The sequence below is a fragment of the Ruegeria sp. CDSB013 genome, assembly GCF_059611165.1.
In genome coordinates, this window is record NZ_JBXWPA010000001.1 from 460,300 (window position 1) to 483,030 (window position 22,731).

The following is a 22,731-nucleotide window of genomic DNA, read 5'->3' on the forward strand; positions in this document are numbered from 1 at the left end:
TCGGTCCCAGACCTTGTCAACTTGTGCGATCGTCGTAAGTCCCGGAAAGAACACGGCCTTGACGCGCGCGAGCGCCCATGACCTGTTGTGCCAAGGGAGAGATCGAAACATGACACAGCCAGATTCCATCGACGCCGTTCAATCCACGCTGGGCGCGCAAGGTTATGTCTGCGGGCGCGCGCTGGCGACGGTGGTGTTTCTGTCCCTGAAACTGGGCCGACCACTGTTTCTGGAAGGTGAGGCCGGGGTGGGCAAGACTGAGATCGCCAAGGCCCTTGCCGCCGGACTGAATCGTCGCCTGATCAGGTTGCAATGCTACGAAGGTCTGGATGCCTCTTCCGCTGTTTACGAATGGAATTTTCCGGCGCAGATGGTGGCGATCCGCACGGCCGAAGCCTCGGGCGGGGCGGATCGGGGCACATTGCAGACCGAGCTATTCTCGGACGAGTACCTGATTGAACGCCCGCTGCTGCAGGCAATGCGCCCGGACGAACATGGTGCGCCGGTCCTGCTGATCGACGAACTTGATCGCACGGACGAACCGTTCGAGGCCTTCTTGCTTGAGGCGCTCAGCGATTTTCAGGTCACGATTCCTGAACTGGGCACGGTCAAAGCACCGGAGCCGCCCATCGTGATCGTCACCTCGAACCGCACACGCGAAGTGCATGATGCACTAAAACGACGCTGCCTCTATCATTGGGTCGACTACCCCGATTTCGACCGAGAGATCGAAATCCTGCACGCGCGCGCGCCGGAAGCTGCCGAAGCGCTTAGTCGTGAGGTCGTGGCCTTTGTTCAGCATCTACGCACCGAAGACTTGTTCAAGAAACCGGGTGTGGCGGAGACGATTGATTGGGCCAAATGCCTGCTTGCGCTGGACGTCATCAACCTTAGCCCCGAAGTCATCGGTGATACCTTGGGTGCGATCTTGAAATATCAGGACGACATCCAGAAATTGCAGGGGTCCGAGGCCAAACGAATACTGGATCAAGCCAAAGCGTCGCTGGAACCAGCCTGATGGCTGAACAGCTTCCGATCGACATTCCTGACAACCCCAAGCTGGCGCAGAACATCACTCATTTTGCGCGGGCGTTGCGTAAAGCCGGGTTGCCGATCGGAACTGGGCGCGTTGTTGACGCCATTCGCGCGGTACAAGCGGCGGGGTTCACGGAAAAACAGGATTTCTATTGGACACTGCACGCCTGTTTTGTGAACCGCCCGGAACACCGCACTGTATTTGCGCAGGTCTTTCGCCTCTATTGGCGTGACCCCCGATATCTTGAACACATGATGTCGATGATGCTGCCGGCCATCCGTGGCGTACAGGAAGAACGCAAGGCTGACGCGGCCGAAAAGCGCGCGGCCGAGGCGTTGTTGGACGGGGTCGAACGTGATCTGCCCGAGGTGGCTGAGCAGGAAGAGGAGGCTGAGTTAGAGATCGACGCCTCGCAAACGGCGTCCTCCGAGGAACGCCTGCGCAGTCTGGACTTTGAGCAGATGAGTACCGCCGAGATCGCGCAAGCCAAGCGCATGCTGTCGCGGCTTGCTCTGCCGGTAAAGCCGATAGAATCCCGGCGCGGTCAGGCCAGCCACCTGGGGCACCGTATCGACCGGGCGCGAACCCTGCGCGCAGCGATGCGTCAGGGTGGCGAGCTGCGCGATATTGCCAAGCTCAAGCCCAAACCTCGTTGGCCCAATCTTGTTGTGCTCTGCGATATTTCGGGGTCAATGAGCCAATACAGTCGCGTCGTTCTGCATTTCCTTCATGCCGTTTCGAATGCCAAAGAGGCGGGCTGGGCCAAGGTTCATGCGTTTACGTTCGGGACGCGCCTGACCAACATCACTCGCCATCTTCAGCAGCGCGACGTAGATGCCGCGCTGGCCGCCGCCGGGGCCGAGGCGCAGGATTGGGAAGGGGGGACGCGGATTGGCGAGTGTCTGCACGCGTTCAACCGCGATTGGTCGCGGCGGGTCATGGGGCAGGGTGCTGTGGTCCTATTGATCTCGGACGGGCTGGATCGCGGAGACCCCGAGGCGTTGGGTAAAGAGGTGGAGCGTCTGCACCTGTCCGCGCGCCGTCTGATCTGGTTGAATCCATTGCTGCGGTGGGATGGGTTCGCGCCCAAAGCGCAAGGTGTCGCGGCCATGCTGCCGCATGTGGACAGCTTCCGTGCTGGTCACTCGATCGCGTCGTTGGAAGATCTGGCCAATGTCATCTCAAAACCCGATGACGTGGGTGAGAAAGCGCGGTTGTTGTCCGCGCTTTCCGACTGAGTATCAGCTCAGCTGTTCTTCGTTACACTTGCGGGCCATTTCCATGGCTTTGTAAGTACCGGTCAGATCAACGGTGAAGGCAAATTCCTTTTCCGGGAACACAACCATAACCTTTTGCTTGGCGAGGTCATCGGCGAATTGGGGATCGTCAGACAGGACGTACCCACCGGAGTAACCCTTGGTGATGTTGCCCTTCATACCGGTTGCTTCACCAACATAGATATTGTCGCCCAGCAGGACCGCGACAGCTTCTTTTTCACCGCGCTTGATGTCGGTCTTGGCCTTGGTGAAGACGCCGACATATCCGACGCTACGGTCTTCGGTCAGACCCATCTGAACGACATTTTCGGCGCCGTCTACAGCTTCAATCAGGCAGGATTTCTTGTCTTCGTCGATAAAGACTTTCCAACCTTCAACTTCGCCGTAACGCAGGAAAGTGTCCGCGGATGCAACGCTTGCGGTGAACAGGCCAAATGCCATTCCGAGTGTAATAATGCGTTTCAACTCTCTGTCTCCGTTGTGAAAAATTAATATGCGCATACTGGAATGCAGCAGCTATGCATGTAGGCTAGAATCTGGTTCAGGTGCAATCAATGATTAGTCGTTGGCGTGCTGATCTGGGCTTGTATACGCCGATTCAGGTCGTTGCGTAAGTGAGTGGGGAACATTCGATATTGGTCTTAAGGCTCACTTTTCATTGCGCCAAACCTGCCTATGTTGGATCAGAACAGGCCGGGAGGGTGCAATGGACAGATTCGACAACAGCCCAGAGACGGCTCTTGAATGGCATGACGAAGGTCATCCAACCGCGCTGGCCACGGTGGTTGAAACCTGGGGAAGCGCGCCGCGCCGTGTCGGGGCTCAGTTGGTGATTGCCGCAGATGGTCGCATCGAAGGCTCGGTGTCCGGTGGCTGTGTAGAAGGCGCGGTCATCGTCGAAGCGCTTGAAGCGATGGACGAGGGTGAGGCGCGTCTGTTGGAGTTTGGGGTCAGTGACGAGGATGCATTTGCTGTGGGTCTGGCCTGTGGCGGAACGATCCGTGTTTTAGTGGAACCCATCGGTTCGGTCCTGCCAGAATCCATGTTGCGAGATCTGGTCAAAGCCCGCGCACAGCGGGAACCGGTGGCCTATGAAGTTAATACCGAAACCGGTCATCGGGCTTTGCGGCGGAAAGCCTATTCAGACCGAATGCGCATGGACCGATCAGGTTTTGAGGAGGACGGACAGACATTTGTTGCGGTCCACAACCCTCCGCTGCGATTGATAATTGTGGGAGCAGTGCACATTGCGCAGGCGCTGGTTCCAATGGCCCGGATCGCCGGATATGATCCGGCCATCATCGACCCGCGCGACGCCTTTGCCTCTGGTTCCCGTTTTCCGGGCGAAACCATCCTGACTGATTGGCCGGACGAGGCGGTGGCCAAGCTGGGCATGGACACGCGAACCGCTGTTGTCTTGCTGACACATGACCCCAAATTGGACGACCCGGCTTTGGAATCCGCCTTGAAGGCGGGCGTGTTTTATATAGGGGCTCTGGGGTCCACGCGTACGCATGCCAAACGAGTTGCTCGCATGAAAGAGGCGGGTTTTTCGGACGAACAGATTGCCCAGATCCACGGACCTATTGGATTGGATATCGGCGCGGCGGATCCGTCCGAGATCGCGGTGGCCATCCTCGCCCAGATGACGGCCGTGCTGCGGGGCAAGGCGTGAAATTCGGTCCCGTTCCTGTCGCTGAGGCCACCGGCGCGATCCTTGCACACTCTGTCCAGGTGCAGGATGCCAAGTTGCGCAAAGGATTGCTGCTGACGTCCGAACATGGCGCTCAGCTGGGTGCAGCTGGATATGATGAGGTCACGGTTGCGCAGCTTGAGCCCGGCGATTGCCACGAAGACGAGGCTGCTGAAATGTTGGCCGCAGCGCTTGCGCCTGATCCAGACGCTGCCGGATTACGGGTAACGCAGCCGTTTACCGGGCGCGTGAACTTGCTGGCCGACGGGCCGGGTGTTGTCGAATTGGACGTCGCGGCCCTGCAGGAGTTCAACTGCGTCAACCCGATGATCACCGTAGCGACGGTGCCGCAATATCAACAGATGGGCCCGGGCGGGATGGTCGCTACGATCAAGGTGATATCCTATGCCGTTCCAAAGGATGACGTCGTGCAGGCCGCTGGTCTGGCTAGGGCCTCGATTCGTCTGGTGGCACCGGTACATAAAACGGCAGGGCTGATCGTAACGGATATTCCCGGAGGTCCCCCCAACGAAAAGGGGATCGCAGCCATTCGCGGCCGGGTAGAAACCCTTGGCATGGACCTCAGCGATGTACGGATCGTTCCACACAAAGCCGAACCGCTGTCGCAGGCTATTTCAGAGGCTGCCGGTGACATTGTGATGATCCTGACCGGCTCTGCCACATCTGATGTTTTTGATGTTGCACCTCAGGCCGTGCGGGCGGCTGGCGGTCAGGTTGATAGGTTCGGCATGCCAGTCGATCCCGGTAATCTGCTGTTTCTTGGAACACTCGGCCCAAGGCCAGTAATCGGATTGCCCGGATGCGCCCGTTCGCCTGCATTGAACGGTGCGGATTGGGTCTTGTCGCGGGTTGCTTGCGGGGTCGAAACAACCAGCGCGGACATTGCTGGGATGGGGGTTGGCGGGTTGTTGAAAGAAATCCCGACGCGGCCGCAACCACGCGCGTCGCGCAAAAGGTGATGTGGCAGATTTTAGCTTTTCTTCTTAGGCGGCTATGAAAGAAAAGACGACCCCTACGAACGTCGGATATTGGCGCTAAATATTTTTGTTCTCAAACAAATTTTCCCGTGTTTAACTCGGCGACAGCGATAAAAGCCAATAGGGGAGGATCTTATGACCAAGGTCTCAATGACCGTGAACGGTAAGACCGTGAGCGGTGAGGTGGAAGGGCGGACGTTGTTGTCCGGTTTTCTACGCGAGAATCTCAATCTCACTGGCACTCATGTGGGTTGCGATACAGCGCAATGCGGCGCGTGTGTTGTTCATGTGAACGGCGAGGCCGTGAAGTCCTGCAATATGCTGGCGCTTGAGGCAGACGGGGCTGATGTGGGCACGATCGAAGGCCAGGCTAACCAGGATGGCTCGCTGAACGTGATTCAGCAGGCATTTCAGGACCATCACGGCCTGCAATGCGGTTTCTGCACACCGGGAATGGTCATGAGTGCTGCAGCACTGCTGAAAGAAAACCCGCGCCCGACCGAAGCCGAGGTGCGCAAGTATCTGGAAGGCAACCTGTGCCGTTGCACCGGCTACCACAACATTGTCAAGGCGATCATGGCCGCATCTGGTCAGGACGTCAGCAGCATCGCTGCCGAATGATGCCGCTGCGGGCGTCCGATGAAGCGCCCGTGGGAAGACATAGGATGCACAGCATCCGTTTATGGGAGGAGAACAAGCAATGCCCAAAGACAGTGGCATCGGAGCCAGTTCCAAGCGGCGCGAAGACGTACGCTTTCTGACCGGAGCGGGCAATTATACCGACGACATCAACGTACATGGCCAGGCTTATGTACATTTCCTGCGGTCCGACATCGCGCATGGACGGATCAAGAGTATCGACACCTCAGCCGCCGAAGCTATGCCGGGAGTGGTCAAGGTTTTCACCGGCAAAGATTTCGAAGGCGTGGGCGGGATGCCCTGCGGTTGGGAAGTGACCGACAAGCACGGCGCGCCGATGCAGGAGCCGCCGCACCCCATTTTGGCACAAGGTAAGGTGCGCCATGTGGGCGACCCGATTGCGGCCGTTGTGGCCGACAGCCTCGAACAGGCCCGTGATGCGGCCGAGGCGATCGATCTGGATATCGAAGAACTGCCGGCTGTCATGAACATGAAAGCTGCTGCTCAGGATGGGTCGACGCTGGTTCATGACGATCTGAAGAACAACATCTGTTATGACTGGCAATTGGGTGAGACGGACGACGCCAAGGTCGATGAGGTCTTTGCCAATGCAGCCCACGTAACGACGCTGGATCTGGTCAACAACCGTCTCGTCGCCAACCCGATGGAGCCGCGCGTGGCGGTGGGTGAGTACAAGCGTGGTACGGGCGACTACACGCTCTTTACCACTTCGCAGAACCCGCATGTAATCCGACTACTGATGTGCGCTTTTGTTCTGGGCCTGCCCGAACATAAAGTGCGCGTGGTGGCCCCGGATGTGGGCGGCGGTTTTGGAACCAAGATTTTCCACTATGCGGAGGAAGCGTTCTGCACCTTTGCCGCCAAGGCTTGCAATCGTCCGGTCAAGTGGACCTCAAGCAGGTCCGAGGCGTTCATGTCCGATGCCCATGGCCGCGACCATGTCAGCAAGATCGAGCTGGCGCTGGATGCAGACAACAACTTCATCGGCCTGCGCACCAACACCTATGCGAACCTTGGTGCGTATCTGTCGACCTTCTCAAGCTCGGTTCCGACCTGGCTGCACGGCACGCTGATGGCAGGCAACTACAAGACGCCGGTCATTCAGGTGAATGTGAAGGCGATGTTCACCAACACGGTGCCGGTGGACGCCTATCGCGGTGCTGGACGCCCCGAGGCGACCTACCAGCTGGAGCGTGTCGTTGACAAAGCTGCACGCGAGTTGGGTGTTGATCCGATTGCCCTGCGCCGTCAGAACTTTATCACTCAGTTCCCCTATGACACTCCGGTCGCACTGACCTATGACACCGGGGATTACAACGGGACGATGGACAAGCTTGAGGTCGCTGCCGATCTGGCGGGTTTCGCCGCGCGTCGGGCCGAAAGCGAAGCCAACGGCAAGCTGCGTGGTCTGGGCATCAACTGCTATATTGAGGCCTGCGGTATCGCCCCTTCGAACATCGTCGGCATGTTGGGGGCCCGCGCGGGTCTTTATGATGCCGCAACTGTTCGGGTGAACGCCACCGGTTCGATAAGCGTCATGGTGGGCGCACATAGCCACGGGCAGGGGCATGAGACAGCCTTCCCGCAGGTTGTGGCCGACATGATCGGTATCGACGAGTCGATGGTAGAGATCGTTCATGGTGACACCTCCAAGATCCCGTTTGGTATGGGCACATACGGTTCGCGTTCGCTGGCCGTCTGCGGCTCCGCCATGGTTAAGGCGACCGAAAAGGTGATCGAAAAAGCGAAGAAGATCGCGGCCCACCTTCTGGAAGCATCCGAGGCCGATATCGAGCTTAAGGACGGTCAGTTCAGCGTCGCGGGCACGGACAAATCGGTGGCCTGGGGTGATGTGACCCTGACGGCTTATGTTCCGCACAACTATCCTCTGGAAGTTGAGCCCGGGTTGGAGGAGACCGCGTTTTACGACCCGGCCAACTTTACTTACCCCGCCGGTGCATATGCGTGCGAGGTCGAAGTTGACCCCGAGACCGGTCAGGTGACCATCGAGGCCTTCACTGCCGCTGACGACTTTGGCAACATCGTCAACCCGATGATCGTCGACGGTCAGGTTCATGGCGGTATCGGTCAGGGTATAGGTCAGGCACTGTTGGAAAACTGTGCCTATGACGAAAACGGTCAATTGCTGAGCGCGTCTTTCATGGATTATGCGATGCCGCGCGCGGATGACGTGCCTTTCTATGGTGTTGATCATTCCAGCCAGACGCCCTGTACGCATAACCCGTTAGGTGTGAAGGGCTGCGGCGAAGCCGGAGCAATCGGTTCACCGCCTGCGGTGGTCAATGCGGTGTTGGATGCGCTGAACTCGGGCGGCAAGGCGGTCGATCACATCGATATGCCGGTGAGCCCGTCCCGCGTCTGGGCGGCGATGAACAGCTGATTGGTCGGGTGGTCTGGGCGCTCTGCCCCAGACCCTCGGGATATTTTTAGCCAGATGAAGGGCGGATCCGCGCCTTTCGGAAAGGAAAGCGAAATGTACAATTTCGAGTTTGAAAAGCCCTCGACCGTTGCTGATGCCGTTTCGGCGTTGGGAGGCGAGGATGCACAGGCGTTGGGGGGCGGCCAGACGCTGATCCCAACGCTGAAACAGCGATTGGCAGCGCCGTCTACGCTGGTGTCGCTGGGTGGGATTCCCGACATACAGGGCGTTTGCATCGAGGATGACGGGTCTGTGGCCATTGGTGGCGCAACAACCCACGCAACTGTGGCGTCAGAGGCCGCCGGCAGCTATCCGGCACTGGCCGCGCTGGCTGGACAGATCGGCGATCCAGCGGTGCGCAATCGAGGTACAATCGGTGGCTCGCTGGCCAACAATGATCCGGCCGCTTGCTATCCGGCGGGCGCTTTAGGATCAGGTGCGACGATCATCACCAATACGCGCCAAATCGCGGCGGATGATTTCTTCGAGGGCATGTTCAGTACAGCCCTGGAGGAAGGTGAAATCATCACCACGGTCAATTTTCCGGTGCCACAAGCGGCCAGCTACCAGAAATTCCTGCAACCCGCATCGCGATTTGCACTAGTCGGAGTGTATCTGGCGCGTTTCGCGGACGGTGTTCGCGTTGCGGTAACAGGTGCCAGTGAGGATGGTGTGTTCCGCTGGTCCGAGGCCGAGGAAGCACTGAACAAGGAGTTTCGGCAGGATGCCTTGACCGGGCTGAGCATCAATCCCGCGAATATGATTGCCGATTTGCACGGCAGTAAGGCGTATCGCGCGCATCTGGTCAGCGTGATGACCAAGAGGGCCATTGAAGCCTGCATGTAAGCTCAAAACTGTCAAAAAAGCCCCGGACCTTATGGCCGGGGCTTTTTTTATTTCCGTCTTATTCTGGGCGGCTGGGATGGTTGCCAGTATGCGCCTGTGTCTTCTCGGGACTTTTGGTAATTGTCCACGCGATTGCGCGCGACGTCTCCGCCTGCTTGAAATAGGTGACCCAGTAGGCATTCCAGAACCGCCATGGCCCCAGCATAGTTCGAGAAGTGGTGCAGAGATCGCGTGCTGACGGGGAAAACCACGTCCGGCTCGATCCCGGGTGCGATCACTTCGCTGTCGGCAATCAGGATGAGCGGCACATTCATGCGTCGCGCCAATCGCATTGATTGGATGGTGTCGGCGGAATAAGGGTGAACGGTGATTGCAATCAGGCAATCGTTGGGGCTTGCGTCCAACAGATCATCTGCCGCGGACCCCATGTGGCGCGGAATAAGTTGCAGACCGGGGTGTGCCATGCGTCCCGCATATGAAAAATAGTAAGACAAGGCGTAGCTGGCCCGGGTGGCGGTGACAAAGCACCTGTCAGCAGACGTCATAATTTCTACGGCGCGCTTGACGCGTTCAGGGTTCATTAACCTCAGGGATCGCATAACGACGTTCTGTGCATTCTGGGCGAATTTTGCCTGGGCAGCGCTGAATGAATCACCGTCTTGCATGTCGGCAAGCCAACTTTGACTCAGATGATCCTCACCATCTGTGACCAACGCATCGCGGAACGGAGCGCGCAGGCTGTCGAAGCGGTCATATCCCATCCGGTCCGCCAGCCGGACCAGAACGTTCGAGCTGACGCCGATCTTTGCTGCGGTTTCCCGAATTGAGTCCAGCCCGAAATCTCCGGGATGGTCGAGGATGTATTTTGCCGCCATCTGCAATCCGGGAGGCAACTGGTCAATCTGCTGTCGCAGAGCTTCGGTAAGCTGGCTCAAAGACTTGGTCATCCGTGAAAGAAAACAAATGTTATGAAAGATGTAAATTGAAAACGCGCCTAAGGTCCTTAACTGGGTTAAAAGTCTAAAAGGGTACTCTTATGTCCAAAACACTGCCGCAATCGCATACGCCCTATGTTCTGGTGGCGCCGAACGGTGCCCGCAGGCGGCATGCGGATCACGCTCAGCTTCCGGTGTCTGTGCAGGAGATCGTATCGACTGCGCAAAGCTGCTTTCGGGCTGGTGCAGATGGAATTCACCTGCATGTGCGCGATGATCAGGGGCAGCATTCTCTGGATGCCGGGCGTTATCTTGAGACGATGGCGGAATTGCGTCGTGCCGTGCCAGAGATGGATGTTCAGATCACGACCGAGGCGGCGGGTATCTTTGATGTCCCGGCCCAATTGCACTGTTTGCAAAATGTAAAGCCGAAATGGGCTTCGATCTCGGTCCGGGAAATCGCGCGCACGCTTGACCTCGCAGATAGTGTTTACGATCTCTGTGCCGAGCAGGGGACGCGCGTTCAGCATATTCTCTATGACGATGCAGATGCTGCGCTTTTGGCAGACTGGCAGGCCCGCGGGATCGTCCGCGACGGGCAAACTGATCGACTGTTTGTTCTGGGGCGATATTCCTCGGGGCAGGAATCCGCACCAGAAGACCTTGATCACTTTTCGCAAACCCACTCCAGTTGGATGGTCTGTGCATTCGGAAAGCAGGAACATGCTTGCCTAAAAACGGCTGCGGACCGTGGCGGGGATGTGCGGGTTGGATTTGAAAACAGTTTGACCGACCGGGATGGAAGTACCTGGGCGAACAACGCGGCGTCGGTTTCGGCACTGGTCGCGGCTTTGAAAGGACCTCAGCAATGAGCCACGTTTTTCCTCGTCATACCAAATCGAACCTGCCGGTCGCCGTTGGTGGCGACGGGTGTTACCTGATCGACGATCAGGGGCAGCGCTATTTGGATTGTGGTGACGCTGCGGTGTCATGCCTTGGGCATTCGAACCCGGCGGTTATTGAGGCCGTGCAGCGGCAGGTCGAACAGATCGCTTTTGCTCATACCGGATTCATGACATCCGAACCTGCCGAAGCACTGGCCGATCTGTTGGTGGAACACGCGCCTGATGGTCTGGACCGTGTGTATTTCGTCTCAGGCGGGTCCGAGGCGACCGAGGCGGCGATGAAACTCGCGCGGCAGTACTTTCTTGAAATTGGCCAGCCCGAGCGTCGCCGGGTGATCGCGCGGCGGCAGAGCTATCACGGGAACACTTTGGGCGCGTTGTCGGCTGGAGGTAACGAATGGCGACGCGCGCAATTTGCACCGATGTTGATCGAGATGACGCATATCGCGCCCTGCTTCGAATACGCTGAAAAGCCAGATGCCGAGAGTAGCTTTGACTACGGCCAGCGCGTCGCGAATGAGTTGGAGGCCGAGATCCTGCGTTTGGGTCCTGAATCGGTTATGGCTTTCATGGCAGAACCCGTCGTGGGAGCAACGCTGGGTGCGGTTCCTGCGGTTGAGGGGTACTTTCAGCGTATTCGCCAGATATGTGACCAATATGGCGTTCTGTTGATTCTTGATGAAGTCATGTGTGGCATGGGGCGGACCGGGCATTTGTTTGCCTGCGATCATGATGGGGTTTCGCCGGACATTCTGTGCATCGCCAAAGGGTTGGGTGCTGGATACCAACCGATTGGTGCGATGATGTGCACCGGGAAAATCTATAATGCAATCCGCGACGGGTCCGGGTTCTTTCAGCATGGTCACACCTATATTGGTCACCCGGTTGCGACAGCAGCGGCCCTGGCTGTTGTCACCGAACTTACCACGCGCGCGTTGCCCGCGCGCGCCGGTGTCATGGGCGAAAAGCTGCAAGCGGCGTTGCAGGCCGAATTCGGACAGCATCCGAATGTCGGTGATATCCGTGGCAGGGGGCTGTTTCGAGGGCTGGAGCTGGTGGCTGATCGCGAAACAAAAACACCGTTTGATCCGGCTCATGGCGTAGCAGGCAAAATCAAGAAAGCCGCGCTGGCTGAGGGCCTGATCTGCTATCCCATGTCCGGTACACGGGATGGGCGTCTTGGGGATCATGTCCTGCTGGCCCCGCCATTCATCATTGAAGACGCGCAAATAGACGAGCTTGTGGGCAAACTTGGTCGGGCGATCTCAACCTCAATCCCCGGCTGAAGCGCCGCGTGGCCTGTACCTAAAAACCAACAAAAAAACCCTGTCAGAGCGGATCTGACAGGGTTTCGAATTCGATATGCACAGGGGCTTATTTCTGTGGCAGCGGACCGATCAGCATGATCATCTGACGGCCTTCCATCTTCGGCATGTTTTCGACCTTGCCGATGTCTTTGGTGTCGGCCGCAACACGTTCCAAAAGTTCACGACCCAGATTTTGGTGCGCCATTTCACGACCGCGGAAACGCAGGGTCACTTTGACCTTGTCCCCGTTTTCAAGAAACTTGAACACATTCCGCATTTTCACGTCGTAATCATGAGTGTCAGTGTTGGGTCGGAATTTGACCTCTTTGATCTCAATGATCTTCTGTTTTTTGCGGGCTTCGGCTTCGCGTTTCTGCGTCTCGTATTTGAACTTACCAAAGTCCATGATCTTGCAGACCGGTGGGTTTGCGTTGGGCGAAATTTCGACCAGATCAAGACCGGCATCAACTGCCATCTGCATGGCTTTGGCGGGATGAACCACCCCGACATTTTCACCTTCAGCGCCAATCAGACGGATTTCGGGGGCACGGATCTTATCATTGACGCGGGGGCCGGTGTCTCTTTGCGGCGGCGCGTTGTGAGGTCTGCGGGCTATGGGTTCATTCCTTTGATGATTGCAGAAATTCAAGGCCGGAATTTAGACTGGCCTGCACGCCGATTCAAGCGGCATAAGTACAGGCCAGCCCGAAAAAACGGGGTTTGTCAGAGGTTTTTCGCCAGTCCGGGGCCAAATGCCCTGGATCCGGTGCATCGGGTTAACCAACAAAGGCTTTTTCGATGACAAATTCTTTGGGTTCGGAATTGGCACCTTCGCGTAGGTCGAACTCTTCCAGAATCTTTTTGATGTCCAGGTTGAAGGCCAAAGACCCGCAGACCATAGCGCGGTCGGTTTCCGGTTTGATGCCGCCTTCGATGCCCAGATCAGCAAAAACCGTGCCGTCTTTCAGCAATTCGGTGATGCGGCCCATCTTAGGGCTTTCTTCCCGCGTGGTGGTTGGATAATAACGGATTTTGTCGGCAAAGCCTTCGCCCATCAGCTCGGCCAGCATCTCATCCTGGCGGATGCTTTCGATCAGCTGACGGCCATATTCCAATTCACCCACTTCGCGGCAGGTATGGGTGATGATGACCTCGTCGTAATCCTCATAGGTCTGCGGTTCGCGCAGCAAGGACGCGAAGGGCGCAAAACCGGTTCCGGTGGCAAAGAACCACAGGCGCTTGCCTGGCAGCAGAGCGTCATGCACCAGCGTGCCAACAGGCTTGGGGCGCAGGATGATCTGATCGCCCGGTTTGATGTGCTGCAGCTTCGAGGTCAGCGGACCGTCCTGCACCTTGATCGAGTAGAATTCCAGCTCTTCATCCCACGAAGGCGAGGCGATGGAATACGCGCGCAGCAACGGCTTGCCGTTGTCGCCCAGCAGGCCGATCATCACGAACTCGCCCGAACGGAACCGCAGCGAGGCGGGACGCGACACCTTGAAGGAAAACAGGCTGTCGGTCCAATGTTTGACGTCTGTTACGGTCTGTGCGTCCGGAAGGACGGGGGCCTTGACGGCGGTTACTTCGGTCACGGGTTTCATCTCTGTCATCGTTTCACTATCGGCTGGGTAAACCGACATCTCCGTTTAATCTTTGATCCAAGTCAGGAAAAGGGGCTAAATGCCCCTATGAATTCACAAGCTGGCGATTGGCGGGATTAGCCGCGCAGGCGGGCCTGATAGTTGTGGTCTTTCCAATCGGCGCGGGCCAGCCACTGATCTTCGGGCTGGCGGTTGGCAAGCGCGTCGTCGATTTCGACCTCATCAAACCCGCTGCGGCGCGCCATAGCGTATTGGTCGGCCAGAACATGGCCTCTGGCCCGCAGACGACCGGTGTAGCCTTTCAGGCGCAACACGCGGGCGATGGTAAAGCCACGACCATCCGCCGAAGACGGGAAGTCCACGCGGACCATGCGGGCGCTGCCCAGGCGGTCAACCAGTTCATCAGGATCAGTGTCCGAGGCCACGTCCAGCGCAACCACATCATTGGCTGCGTCCTCAAGCGTGACAAAGCCATCTGTCCAGTCGTCGGGGGCGAACCCCTCATCCGTTACGATTACGTTCATGTTTTCTCTCCAGCGCGCACCATCTTGCCGTCGACAAAATGGATGCCGCATTCTTCTTTGTTCTGATCGCGCCAGCGTCCGGCGCGGGGGTCTTCGCCTTCTTTGACCGGCGAGGTGCAGGGCGCACAACCGATCGAGGGGTAACCTTTGGCCACCAGCGGATGCCGGGGTAGGTTGTTTTCATCCATATAGGCGCGCACGTCTTCGGGCGCCCAATGGGCCAGTGGGTTCACCTTGATCCGGCCGGTGCCGTCTTCGACCTCAAAGAAGTCAAGCGCGGCGCGTGTGCCAGACTGAAACCGCTTCCGACCCGAGATCCAGCCGTCATAGCCCGCCAAAGCACGCTGCAGTGGGAAGGTTTTGCGCAGGTTGCAGCAGGCATCCGTGTCGCTCAGGCGCAGGGCGCCGTATGGGTCTTCGCGCTGAACATCCTCATCATCTGCGCGGATGATGTGGACGTTCTTCAGGCCAAGCCGATCTGAAACGTCCTGCTGATATTCCAGCGTTTCGGTGAACAGCATCTGCGTGTCCACAAACAGGACCGGTGTGGCTTTGTCGACCACGGCTGCCATGTGCAACAACACCACCGATTCCGCCCCAAAGCTGGAGACCAAAGCAAGCTCTTCGATGGCCTCCAACGCGCCATGCATGACGTCATGGGCACTGTGGTGGCGGAACTGGGTGTTCAGCGCTTCGACCTTTTCGGTCAGCTCAGCGCGGTCAGCCCCCAGTTCCGTCTGGATCAGGTCAAGCGGCATTCGCTCGCGCCTCGGGGTAGAGGGCTGCCTTGAACGGTGCCATGCCTACGCGGCGATAGGTTTCCAGGAACGTTTCTTCGGTGCTGTCACGCTGTTCCAGATAAGTGTCTACGATGCGTTCGACGGCAGGCACGATCTCATCATAGGCAAAGCCCGGACCGGTACGGTCACCAACGGCCGCAGTTTCGGTCGCGTCACCGCCCAGAGTGATCTGGTAGTTCTCGACGCCTGCGCGATCCAGACCCAGGATGCCGATGTGCCCCACGTGGTGGTGACCACATGCGTTGATGCAGCCCGAGATCTTGATCTTCAGGTGACCGATATCATGCTCCAGCTTCAGATCATCGAAACGGGTCGCGATTTCCTGTGCGACCGGGATCGAACGCGCCGTTGCCAGCGCGCAGTAATCCATGCCAGGGCAGGCGATGATGTCGCTGATCAGGCCGATATTGGCGGTGGCCAACTCATGCTCTTTCAGACGAGCGTGGATCGCGGGCAGGTCCGACTTGTGGACATGCGGCAGGATCACGTTCTGCTCATGGCTGATGCGCAGCTCGTCATAGGCGAACTCTTCAGCCAGATCAGCCATTACGCGCATCTGCTCGGCAGTTGCATCGCCCGGCGTCTGACCGTGCTTCTTGATCGAGATGGTGACGATCGCGTGGTCCGCGTTCTTGTGCGGCGCGATGTTGGTGTCGACCCACGAGCGGAAGACCGGATCGTTGGTGTAGGCGCTTTCAAACGACGCAACCGAGGCTTCACGGAAGGTCGGCGGGGCAAAGTGGCCCTTGATCTCTTCCAGCAGGTTCATGTCTGCGCCCTTGAACTGCGGGCGAACTTTCAGGAAGCGTTCGTTAACCTTGGCGCGGATCGCGTCGATGCCATGCTCATGCACAGTGATCTTGATGCGGGCTTTGTACTTGTTGTCGCGGCGACCGATCTGATTCCACACGGAAACAGTGGCTTCCAGATAAGCCAGCAGGTCGTCAAAGGCGACGAATTCGGACAGTTCTTTACCGATCATCGGCGTACGGCCCAGGCCACCACCCACGATAACGCGGGCACCCAGTACGCCATCACGCTCGACCAGTTGCAGGCCGATGTCATGCGCCTTGATCACGGCACGGTCGTTTTCCGAGCCGGTGATGGCGATCTTGAACTTACGCGGCATGAACTGGAATTCCGGGTGGTCGGTCGACCACTGTCGCAGCAGTTCCGCATAAGGGCGCGGGTCAGCGACCTCATCCGCCGCGGCACCGGCGAAATGGTCGGCGGTCACGTTGCGGATTGTATTGCCCGAGGTCTGAATGGCGTGCATGCCAACCTCAGCCAGCGCGTCCAGCATGTCTGGCACGTCGTTCAGTTTCGGCCAGTTGTACTGGATGTTCTGACGGGTGGTGAAATGGCCGTAGCCCTTGTCCCACTTCTCGGCCAGCAGGGCCAGTTGACGCATCTGCGCGCTGGAGAGCGTGCCATATGGAATGGCAACCCGCAGCATATAGGCATGCAATTGCAGGTACAGGCCGTTCATCAGGCGCAGGGGTTTGAATTCATCCTCGGTGAGCGAGCCGTCGATGCGGCGCTCGACCTGCGCGCGGAACTGCGCGTTACGTTCTGCCAAAAATGCTGTGTCGAACTCGGAGTAGCGATACATGATTAGCTGTCCTTAGTTGCAGCCCCGAACCTTGGGGCCTTGAGTAGGGGAGAGAGACGGGCCAGATGTCAGGCCCGGGGCTGCGGGGAAGTTTCCAGTTTGCCGTGGGCATAGTTGGACGGACCAGTGCGGCGGAAGTCTTCCCGGAAATGTGTGGGCTCGGGGCCGTTGTCGCCGGCGACGGCATCGGCAAGATAAGCACCAACGATTTTGCTGGCCTGACGCGTGGCATCCAGCAGGCGCACCTGAGCGTGCGCTTCATCGGTGATCAGTTCGGCCTCGGACAGCTCCCGAGACCAGCGATCGTCTTCGGTCAAATAGATAACGTCACCTTCCAACAGGTCGTTGGCGGTCACAACTTTGGGGGTAAAAGCGCGGGCCATCAGGCGTGCTCCTTCTTGAATTCGGTCAGGGCCACGGCCGCTTGGCGCGGGGCGAGGCCATAAAATGTCAGGGTAGGGCCGTCCATTTCGGCGGCGTTCAAATCGGTGGGCAACTGGTCCAGCGTTGTTTCCAGAATGCGCTGGTCGGGGCGCGTAGCGTTTTCGACCAATGTCACCGGTGTCTGGCGATCTGCGCCGTGCATGATCAGGCGGCCTTGAATAAAGCGGGCGGACTTTTTACCCATGTAAATCGCTGCAACCGAACCGGCGCGTGCCAAGGCAGTCCAGTCGTGATCCGCAAACCCTTTCATGTCGTGGCCGGTCAGAAAACGGACCGAAGAATTGCGTCCACGCCGTGTCAGGCTTTGACCAATTCCGGCAACCGCTGCCGATGCAGCTGTGATGCCCGGTACGATCCGCCACGAGATACCAGCAGCCTCAACCGCCTCAATCTCTTCATCCAGACGTCCAAATACGGTCGGATCGCCGGACTTCAGGCGCACGATGCGCTGACCTTTCAGGGCGTGCTCGACCAGCAGGGCGTCAATGTCTTCTTGTTTCCAAGACGGGCCGAAACCGGCCTTGCCGACATCGACCAGTTGCGCGGTCTTGCCGGCCAATGCCAGGACCTCATCACTGATCAGACGGTCATGCAGAGCAACATCCGCGCGCTCGAAGGCTTTCAGCGCCTTGAGCGTCAGCAATTCCGGATCGCCCGGACCCGCGCCGACAAAGTCGACATGTCCTGTGCCATCATATGATTGCGTAAGCTGCATTTCGTGTCCCGAGTGTGGTTTGACTTGCCTTGCAATATAGGAAATATTCCCGCCAATGCGCCATATAGGCGAACAAATAAGGACAAATGTTCCGCGCCAACGGCAAAACGGGACATTGGTTTCGAAACGAAGGGAAATTTGGAATGTCGGTGCGGATTGATGATACGGATCGGAAAATTCTGGTCGAGCTGCAGCGGGACGCCAGTCAATCGCTGGACGAAATAGCCGCTCGTGTCGGCAGTTCCAAGACCCCGGTCTGGAATCGGATACGCAAACTGAAAGGGGCCGGAGTGATCGGTCAACAGACCGTTTTGCTGGACGCCGAAGCGCTGGGATTTGAAGCTACGTTTTTTGTTCTGATCCGAACGTCGGAACACGAGGCTGACTGGCAGCATAAGTTCCTGAAAGCTCTGCGGGACAGGCCCGAAGTGCAAGAGGCGCATCGGCTGGCCGGGGACATCGACTATATCCTAAAGGTGCGGGTCAAGAACGCGCGTGCATATGACGAATTCTATCAGGCGCTGATTTCGGAAGTGCGCGTGCACAACGTGACCGCCTTGCTGTCGATGGAAGAAATCAAGTCCACCACCATGTTACCTCTGAAAGCGCTGATCGAAAGCTAGGTCTGCACCATTAGTTTGGTCAGCCCGTGAAAATGGTAGGTATTCGAATACTCGGGCTCGGCGCTCAGGCGAAGGTTCGGATATCTGTCGAACAGCGTGGACAGTGCGATGCGCATTTCCATCCGTGCCAGAGGGGCGCCAACGCAAAAGTGCAGGCCGCCACCGAAACTGGTGTTCGTGACGATGGCGCGGGTGGGATCGAACCTGTCCGGGTCGCTCCAGACCGCAGAATCCCGGTTCGCAGCGCCCAGTAGTAGCGCGACCTCATCACCACGTTTGAAACTGTACCCAAATGCGTCGATGTCTTCATAGGCATAGCGAGTGAACATGTGCAGCGGCGGGTCATAGCGTAAAATCTCTTCTACCGTGCGGTCGATGCTGTCCGGCGCAAAGTATTGCGGTCCGATGCCATTTTGCAAAACGGTCTTTACGCCGTTTCCAAGTGAATGCACCGTCGCTTCGTGCCCGGCATTCAAAAGCAGAATGCAGGTGGCGACCAGCTCTTCGCGTGACAGCTTTTCGCCATCCGCTTCGGCCGCGATCAACCGTGTGATCAGATCGTCCTGCGGATCGCTGCGGCGCTGCTCGATGTAGTCGATCAGAAAGTCGGAGAATTCCTGGGATGAGGCTGCGGCAGCGGTCTCAGTCTCGGGCGTACGGCTGGCTTGATACATTGCCACCATATCATGTGACCAGCGTAATAGGCTGGGTGACATATCCTCGGGCACGCCCAAGAGGCGGCAGATCGTGATGACCGGAACTTGGGTGCAAAAGGTAGAGAGCAAATCGAACGGCTGGTCGGGAAATGCGTCAATCAAAGAATGGGTTAGGTCGTGGATCGAAGGTTCCAGTGCCGCAATAGCACGGGACGTGAATGCCCGCATCACCAATGCACGCAGGCGTGTGTGTTTTGGCGGTTCGGCTTCCAGCAACGAATGCGCCTCGACCGCCAGCCAAGGGGCAAGATGCGCCGGACCAGGGGTTTGCATTTCCTCGGGTACTTCCCGACCAAAGCGGCGATCTTTCAGCAGGGCCGAGACCGCCCGCTGGGATACTGCGGCGACCTTCCCATATTCCTTCCAATAGACCAGATCACCGCTCGCGCGGGCCTGATCATAGAACGGGTAGGGGTTCTGCACGAATTCCGGATCGACCGGAGATTGAAATACCGTCTTCATGCGGCGCAGACTTGCCATGCGGCGCGCCGAATGCAAGACCCTATATCATGCAACGCGTTTGGGTCATTCTGGGATTTTTGTTTGCTGTCGGCCTGTTGACCGCAGGGGTCTGGTCCTATGGCTACCGTCAAGCGCTGTCGCAGCTCAGTGAAAAAGCCGAGGCTGACCTTGAACTGGCTGCCGACCGGCTCAGCACTCAGATGCAGGTCTATCAAGAACTGGCCGTACTGATGGCCACGCATCCCATCCTGCGCGCCCTAGAGACACCGGTGCAACAACGGGCAGCGCGCGCGATATTGTTGGACGTCGCCGACAAAACCTCGGCCGTCAACATGATGTATCTTGACCGAAGCGGGCAGGTGCTGGCCTCGGCGCAGCCGGTTGTGTGGCCAAACATGGCGGACCACCCCGCGTTTCGGCGCGCATTGCAGGGCGCAATGGGCAGCGCGCATGGGGTTGTGGAAAGTAGCGGAGACCGCACCTATTCCTACGCCGCCCCGGCCTTTAGCGATGCTGGTCAGGTCGAGGGTGTATTAATCGTTGTGGCCGATGTGCAGGATGTGGAACAGACCTGGCGCGGCAGTACAGAGGCGGTGTTCTTCACCGACGGGGACGGTGTCGTCTTTATCTCAAACCGATCGGATCTGCTGTTTTGGCATCGGGACGAAGGACAGTTGGGCCTGACACCGCCAGACGGTGGGGCAGTTGATTTCGCATCGGTTCTGGTCGGCCCGCACGAGGTCTGGCAGTTGAACTGGGGGCGGTATCTGCCCAGTCGCGCATTACACCTGATGTTGGATTTGCCGGTGATCGACATGACGGCTGAGGTTCTAGTCGATGTGGCCCCTGCCCAGCGTTTGGCGAGGTTGCAGGCGGCAACCGTTGCTGCAATCTGTCTGGCTTTCGGCGCGCTGTTGTATCTGGCGACCGAACGCAGGCGCACATTGGCCGAAGCCAACACGATTCTGGAAAGCCGGGTCGCGCAACGGACGCATGCGTTGACAGCTGCAAACACCGCACTGCGCCATGAAGTGCGTGAACGTGAAGATGCAGAAGCGGCTCTGAAACACGCTCAGGAAGAGTTGATCCAGGCAGGTAAACTCAGCGCGTTGGGCCAGATGTCGGCGGGTATCAGTCACGAACTGAACCAACCGCTGATGGCGATTCAGCAATTCGCAGATAATGGCGCGGCTTTTCTATCCCGGGGCCGGGATGAGAAAGCGTCGGAAAACCTGACGCGTATCTCTGCTATGGCGGCGCGCATGGCGCGTATCATCAAGAACCTGCGTGCCTTTTCGCGCAATGAAAGCGAACCGATGGGCAAGGTTAATCTGGTTCAGGTGATCGACACGGCGGTCGAGTTGACCGAGGCGCGGTTGCGGACCGAGGATGTCCGTATGGATTGGGCCCCGCCCAATAACCCGGTTTACGCATGGGGCGGCGAGGTGCGGTTGGTTCAGGTGTTCGTCAACCTGATTAACAATGCCGCCGACGCGATGAGTGGGCAAGACGACCGCCTCATCCGCATTGCGATCGACCGCGGCGACAAGCTGGCCGTGACTGTCCGCGATATCGGCCCGGGCATCGAAAACTCGGAAAAACTGTTCGAACCGTTCTATACGACCAAGGCTGTCGGAACCTCTGAGGGGATGGGGCTTGGGCTTTCGATCTCGTATGGTCTGGTGCAAAGCTTTGGGGGTAACATCCGGGGTGCAAATCTGGACACCGGGGCGCTGTTTACCGTCGAGCTTGAACCTTTCACGGAGCACGAGGTCGCATGACGCGGAAAATTCTACTGGTTGATGACGACGCTGCCGTCCGCGAAGCTTTGGCGCAAACGCTTGAACTGGCAGATTATGATCCGGTTACTGCGGGATCCTTTGTGGCGGCAAAAGACCATATTCGCGCCGACTTTCCGGGTGTGATCGTTTCGGACATCCGTATGCCGGGCCGGGATGGTTTTCATCTGCTGAACTACGCGCGTGAGGTTGATCCAGACTTGCCCGTTGTCCTGTTGACCGGAGAGGGTGATATCCCAATGGCGGTGCAGGCCATGGGACAGGGGGCCTTTGATTTTCTGGAAAAGCCATGCGCGGCGGCGGACCTGCTGTCCGTGCTGGAGCGCGCCTTTGACGCGCGCGCGCAGGTGATCGAACAGCGTGCCCTCAAATCAGAGCTTGAGCGCGGCGATCCGGCAGCGCGGCTTTTGTTCGGTCTGTCCGCACAGGCCGAGGCTTTGCGTGAACGGGTTCGATCCGTTGCCCCCACCGGGGCAGAAGTTCTGGTAACCGGGCCACCGGGCAGCGGGATATCGAAAGTGGCCGAAGTCGTACATCTGATGTCGCCGGTTGGGCAGGGGCCGTTCGTCAAGCGCCCGGCCTCAGGGCTGACGCCCGAGGGGTTGGTGCGCGTGTGCGAAGATGCGGCCGGTGGGTCGTTGTTCCTGGATGAGGTTTCGGCCATGCCAGACGCCACACAATACGCCGCGCTTGAAATGATAGAGCAGGGCACCGGTTCACGGATCGTCGCGGGAACGACCGCAGATCTGGCGGCGCTGTCAGAGCAGGGTCAATTCAATGCCGACCTGTTCTATCGCCTGGATGTCATGCGTGTGCGCATCCCGTCGCTGGCGGAACGACCCGAAGATATTCCAGTGATTTTTCGCCATTATGTCGCGCAAGCGGCAGAACAGGCGGGCATTGCCGAGCCCGAGATTACCTCGGAGCACCTTGCTTCCTTGATGGCCAGCGATTGGCCGGGCAATGCCAGATCGCTGATGTCGGCGGCGATGCGGTTCGTGTTGGGGATGCCGAAAGAGGTGGCACGTGCCGCTGATCTGGGGCTGAATGAGCAAATGGCGCGCGTAGAGCGGTCGCTGCTGATCGCGGCGCTGGGTCGGCACAATGGCAAAGCCTCGGATGCGGCAAAAGCGTTGAAACTGCCGCGCAAGACTTTTTATGACAAACTGGCCCGCTATCAGATTCGCCCAGAAGACTATCGGCGCTAACGGAGGCTCTCGCCGCCTTTGACTGCATTATCATGCATTTAGAGGCGTTGGGCCGGGCAGCCTGCATTCGCAGGCTGCGTGTGGTCACCAGAGAATCAGGGGGTGAGTCGCTCGATCTGATTCGAAGTGC

General features: G+C 58.3%; 22 protein-coding genes. 12 read left to right on the plus strand and 10 right to left on the minus strand.

Annotation, left to right across the window (positions count from 1 at the left end; all coding sequences use genetic code 11):
* Positions 1–109 precede the first annotated feature (109 nt).
* Both AC2FJF_RS02295 and AC2FJF_RS02300 read left to right on the plus strand, forming a co-directional pair.
* Entirely contained in the window at positions 110–1,018 is a 909-nt protein-coding gene (locus tag AC2FJF_RS02295; RefSeq protein ID WP_496722580.1) for an AAA family ATPase, read from the plus strand.
* Positions 1,018–2,274, plus strand: coding sequence for a vWA domain-containing protein (locus tag AC2FJF_RS02300; protein WP_496722582.1), 1,257 nt, complete (start codon positions 1,018–1,020; stop codon positions 2,272–2,274). The genes AC2FJF_RS02295 and AC2FJF_RS02300 overlap by 1 nt, the downstream gene beginning before the upstream one ends.
* A gap of 3 nt (positions 2,275–2,277) precedes the next feature.
* Here AC2FJF_RS02300 and AC2FJF_RS02305 read toward each other — a convergent pair whose 3' ends face one another.
* Positions 2,278–2,778, minus strand: a complete 501-nt coding sequence (locus AC2FJF_RS02305) for a hypothetical protein (RefSeq protein ID WP_496722585.1) — start codon at positions 2,776–2,778, stop codon at positions 2,278–2,280.
* 241 nt (positions 2,779–3,019) lie between these two features.
* Between AC2FJF_RS02305 and AC2FJF_RS02310 the strand changes: the two genes are divergently transcribed.
* From AC2FJF_RS02310 to AC2FJF_RS02330, 5 genes are all read left to right on the plus strand, one after another.
* Complete coding sequence (locus AC2FJF_RS02310; protein WP_496722588.1) at positions 3,020–3,988, plus strand: XdhC family protein; 969 nt, start codon at positions 3,020–3,022, stop codon at positions 3,986–3,988.
* Positions 3,985–4,986, plus strand: coding sequence for a molybdopterin-binding protein (locus AC2FJF_RS02315; RefSeq protein WP_496722590.1), 1,002 nt, complete (start codon positions 3,985–3,987; stop codon positions 4,984–4,986). The genes AC2FJF_RS02310 and AC2FJF_RS02315 overlap by 4 nt, the downstream gene beginning before the upstream one ends.
* Before the next feature lie 153 nt (positions 4,987–5,139).
* Positions 5,140–5,625: a (2Fe-2S)-binding protein gene (locus tag AC2FJF_RS02320; protein WP_109311614.1), complete on the plus strand. Its 486-nt coding sequence runs from the start codon at positions 5,140–5,142 to the stop codon at positions 5,623–5,625.
* Positions 5,626–5,704: 79 nt separating this feature from the next.
* On the plus strand, positions 5,705–8,065 hold the full coding sequence (locus AC2FJF_RS02325) for a xanthine dehydrogenase family protein molybdopterin-binding subunit (RefSeq protein WP_496722594.1): 2,361 nt from the start codon (positions 5,705–5,707) through the stop codon (positions 8,063–8,065).
* A 93-nt stretch (positions 8,066–8,158) separates the two neighbouring features.
* Complete coding sequence (locus AC2FJF_RS02330; RefSeq protein ID WP_496722596.1) at positions 8,159–8,950, plus strand: FAD binding domain-containing protein; 792 nt, start codon at positions 8,159–8,161, stop codon at positions 8,948–8,950.
* Between the two features lie 47 nt (positions 8,951–8,997).
* Here AC2FJF_RS02330 and AC2FJF_RS02335 read toward each other — a convergent pair whose 3' ends face one another.
* Positions 8,998–9,897, minus strand: coding sequence for a MurR/RpiR family transcriptional regulator (locus AC2FJF_RS02335; RefSeq protein WP_496722597.1), 900 nt, complete (start codon positions 9,895–9,897; stop codon positions 8,998–9,000).
* Between the two features lie 89 nt (positions 9,898–9,986).
* Here AC2FJF_RS02335 and AC2FJF_RS02340 point away from each other — a divergent pair, with 89 nt between their 5' ends.
* Both AC2FJF_RS02340 and AC2FJF_RS02345 read left to right on the plus strand, forming a co-directional pair.
* Complete coding sequence (locus tag AC2FJF_RS02340; protein WP_496722599.1) at positions 9,987–10,757, plus strand: beta-keto acid cleavage family enzyme; 771 nt, start codon at positions 9,987–9,989, stop codon at positions 10,755–10,757.
* Positions 10,754–12,076: an aspartate aminotransferase family protein gene (locus tag AC2FJF_RS02345; protein WP_496722601.1), complete on the plus strand. Its 1,323-nt coding sequence runs from the start codon at positions 10,754–10,756 to the stop codon at positions 12,074–12,076. The genes AC2FJF_RS02340 and AC2FJF_RS02345 overlap by 4 nt, the downstream gene beginning before the upstream one ends.
* 88 nt (positions 12,077–12,164) lie before the next feature.
* Here the strand turns inward: AC2FJF_RS02345 and infC are convergent, their stop codons facing one another.
* From infC to cobA, 7 genes are all read right to left on the minus strand, one after another.
* Entirely contained in the window at positions 12,165–12,746 is a 582-nt protein-coding gene (gene infC, locus AC2FJF_RS02350) for a translation initiation factor IF-3 (protein ID WP_496722603.1), read from the minus strand.
* Positions 12,747–12,873: 127 nt separating this feature from the next.
* Entirely contained in the window at positions 12,874–13,707 is an 834-nt protein-coding gene (locus tag AC2FJF_RS02355; RefSeq protein ID WP_058271890.1) for a ferredoxin--NADP reductase, read from the minus strand.
* A gap of 107 nt (positions 13,708–13,814) precedes the next feature.
* Positions 13,815–14,222, minus strand: a complete 408-nt coding sequence (locus AC2FJF_RS02360) for a DUF934 domain-containing protein (RefSeq protein WP_170557552.1) — start codon at positions 14,220–14,222, stop codon at positions 13,815–13,817.
* A complete protein-coding gene (locus AC2FJF_RS02365; RefSeq protein ID WP_109311607.1) occupies positions 14,219–14,980 on the minus strand; it encodes a phosphoadenylyl-sulfate reductase in 762 nt (253 codons plus the stop codon). Before AC2FJF_RS02365 ends, AC2FJF_RS02360 begins: the two co-directional genes overlap by 4 nt.
* A complete protein-coding gene (locus AC2FJF_RS02370) occupies positions 14,970–16,634 on the minus strand; it encodes a nitrite/sulfite reductase (RefSeq protein WP_496722606.1) in 1,665 nt (554 codons plus the stop codon). The genes AC2FJF_RS02365 and AC2FJF_RS02370 overlap by 11 nt, the downstream gene beginning before the upstream one ends.
* Before the next feature lie 68 nt (positions 16,635–16,702).
* The gene (locus AC2FJF_RS02375) at positions 16,703–17,017 is read right to left on the minus strand and encodes a DUF2849 domain-containing protein (RefSeq protein WP_496722608.1); all 315 of its coding nucleotides are present in this window, start codon (positions 17,015–17,017) and stop codon (positions 16,703–16,705) included.
* On the minus strand, positions 17,017–17,793 hold the full coding sequence (gene cobA, locus AC2FJF_RS02380) for a uroporphyrinogen-III C-methyltransferase (protein ID WP_496722609.1): 777 nt from the start codon (positions 17,791–17,793) through the stop codon (positions 17,017–17,019). The genes AC2FJF_RS02375 and cobA overlap by 1 nt, the downstream gene beginning before the upstream one ends.
* A gap of 143 nt (positions 17,794–17,936) precedes the next feature.
* On the opposite strand from cobA, the gene AC2FJF_RS02385 reads away from it, so the two are divergent.
* Positions 17,937–18,416: an Lrp/AsnC family transcriptional regulator gene (locus tag AC2FJF_RS02385; RefSeq protein WP_058271489.1), complete on the plus strand. Its 480-nt coding sequence runs from the start codon at positions 17,937–17,939 to the stop codon at positions 18,414–18,416.
* Here the strand turns inward: AC2FJF_RS02385 and AC2FJF_RS02390 are convergent.
* Complete coding sequence (locus AC2FJF_RS02390) at positions 18,413–19,594, minus strand: cytochrome P450 (RefSeq protein ID WP_496722611.1); 1,182 nt, start codon at positions 19,592–19,594, stop codon at positions 18,413–18,415. The genes AC2FJF_RS02385 and AC2FJF_RS02390 overlap by 4 nt on opposite strands.
* 47 nt (positions 19,595–19,641) lie before the next feature.
* On the opposite strand from AC2FJF_RS02390, the gene AC2FJF_RS02395 reads away from it, so the two are divergent.
* Positions 19,642–21,375, plus strand: a complete 1,734-nt coding sequence (locus tag AC2FJF_RS02395; RefSeq protein WP_496722613.1) for a sensor histidine kinase — start codon at positions 19,642–19,644, stop codon at positions 21,373–21,375.
* The gene (locus AC2FJF_RS02400; protein WP_496722615.1) at positions 21,372–22,601 is read left to right on the plus strand and encodes a sigma-54-dependent transcriptional regulator; all 1,230 of its coding nucleotides are present in this window, start codon (positions 21,372–21,374) and stop codon (positions 22,599–22,601) included. The genes AC2FJF_RS02395 and AC2FJF_RS02400 overlap by 4 nt, the downstream gene beginning before the upstream one ends.
* The last annotated feature ends 130 nt before the right edge of the window (positions 22,602–22,731 follow it).